The organism is Burkholderia sp. HMSC10F09 (assembly GCF_001806955.1).
GTDB lineage: Bacteria > Pseudomonadota > Gammaproteobacteria > Burkholderiales > Burkholderiaceae > Burkholderia > Burkholderia multivorans.
Genome location: NZ_KV786718.1, coordinates 1 through 1897, shown reverse-complemented (window position 1 = coordinate 1897; position 1897 = coordinate 1). Strand labels below are relative to the sequence as shown.

General features: G+C 69.5%; 3 protein-coding genes. 1 reads left to right on the top strand and 2 read right to left on the bottom strand.

Annotated elements, in window-relative coordinates; all coding sequences use genetic code 11:
• On the top strand, nucleotides 1–621 hold a 621-nt coding region (locus tag HMPREF3115_RS14835; RefSeq protein ID WP_176748749.1), incomplete at its 5' end, for a chromate transporter.
• A gap of 96 nt (nucleotides 622–717) precedes the next feature.
• Here HMPREF3115_RS14835 and sodB read toward each other — a convergent pair.
• Nucleotides 718–1296, bottom strand: a complete 579-nt coding sequence (sodB, locus tag HMPREF3115_RS14830) for a superoxide dismutase [Fe] (protein ID WP_006398503.1) — start codon at nucleotides 1294–1296, stop codon at nucleotides 718–720.
• 231 nt (nucleotides 1297–1527) lie between these two features.
• Nucleotides 1528–1897 (bottom strand): exodeoxyribonuclease VII large subunit (locus tag HMPREF3115_RS14825; RefSeq protein ID WP_305367009.1); only part of this gene is annotated, 370 nt, incomplete at its 5' end.

Genomic DNA, 1897 nt, shown 5'->3' with positions numbered 1-1897 from the left:
GTGTCGCCGCGCGCCGGCGTGCTGTGGCTCGCGTCGTTTGCGGCGCTCGTCGTCGCGCTGCCGCTCGCCGCCCGCGCCTTGCATGCCGACAGCCTCGCGATCGTCGACGCCTTCTTCCGCACGGGCGCGCTCGTGTTCGGCGGCGGTCACGTGGTGCTGCCGCTGCTGCAGGCCGCCGTCGTCGCGCCGGGCTGGGTCGACGATTCGACCTTCCTCGCCGGCTACGGCGTCGCACAGGCGGTGCCCGGGCCGCTGTTCACGTTTTCGGCATTCCTCGGCGCGTCGCTGCGCATCGAGCCGAACGGCTGGCTCGGCGGCATGATCGCGCTCGTGTCGATCTTCGCGCCGTCGTTCCTGCTCGTGGCCGGCACCGCGCCGTTCTGGGCGCGCATGCGGCGCAACGCACGGATGCAGGCCGCGCTCGCGGGTGTCAACGCGGCCGTGGTCGGGCTGCTGCTCGCCGCGCTCTATCACCCGGTCTGGACCGACACGATCGTGTCGCCGCGCGACTTCGGCGCCGCGCTCGTCGCGTTCGTCGCGCTGACGTTCTGGCGCGTGCCGCCGTGGGCCGTCGTGATCGCGAGCGCGGCGCTCGGATGGCTGGCGACGACGCTCGCGTGAGGCGAACGCGAACGCGGCGCCCGAAAAGAAAAAAGCCCTCGAAACCGAGGGCTTTTCGTCGACGTCGCGCGCCGCACGGCGCGGCGACGCAGGGACTTACGCGAAGTTCTTCGCGGCGAAGTCCCAGTTCGCGATGTTCCAGAACGCTTCGACGAACTTCGGACGTGCGTTGCGGTAGTCGATGTAGTACGCGTGCTCCCACACGTCGATCGTCAGCAGCGGCTTGTCGGCCGTCGTCAGCGGCGTGGCGGCGTTGCTCGTCGACACGATGTCGAGCGAACCGTCGGCCTTCTTCACGAGCCATGCCCAGCCCGAGCCGAACGTGCCGACTGCGGCCTTCGTGAACGCTTCCTTGAACGCGTCGAACGAACCCCACTTCGCGTTGATCGCGTCGCCGAGCGCGCCCGACGGGGCGCCGCCGCCGTTCGGCGACAGGCTGTTCCAGAAGAACGTGTGGTTCCAGACTTGCGCGGCGTTGTTGAAGATGCCGCCCGACGACTTCTTCACGATCTCTTCCAGCGGCATGTTCTCGAACTCGGTGCCGGGAATCAGGTTGTTCAGGTTCGTCACATAAGCCTGGTGATGCTTGCCGTAGTGGTACTCGATCGTCTCTTTCGAGATGGTCGGCGCGAGTGCGTCTTCAGCGTACGGGAGCGGCGGGAGCGTATGAGCCATGGCGATTCCTTCGTTGAGTATGTAGGGAGGCTGTGTTGAATGCTGCCGAGCGTCCGATTGTAGGCGAGGACGAATAACCCCGCAAACTCGTGGGCCATTTATCCGCGGTATGCGGAAAAGCGGCGTTCGCGCAACGGGCGGCACGCGGGCGAGACGCGCAGCGCGCGTGCCCGCGCCGCCGGCGTCCGCGCGGCGCGTTCGACGGCGCTCGCGCGTTGGTTGCAGGTCAGGTCAGATCGTATCGGTCAGCCGCGGCTGCACGTCGGCCAGCGACACGTCGGCCGAGCCTTCGGCGAGATGCACGGTCAGCCGGCGCTGCGGTTTCAGCGCGCTCGGCGCGCGCACCGCGCGGCCCGTCTGCGCATCGATCAGCGCCGCGTAACCGCGCTCGAGCGTGCGCTGCGGGCTCAGCACCTCGAGCCGTGCCGCGCATGCGGCGACGCGCGCGGTATCGCGCTCGTGACGGCGCTGCAGCGCAACCGCGAGACGCTGCGACAGCCCGGCGAGCACGTGGCGCGCATGCGCCGGATCGGGCCGCGCGCGCTGCCAGCGCAACTGCGCGAGCGCAAACCGTGCGCGTGCGTCGCGCACCGGGCGCGCG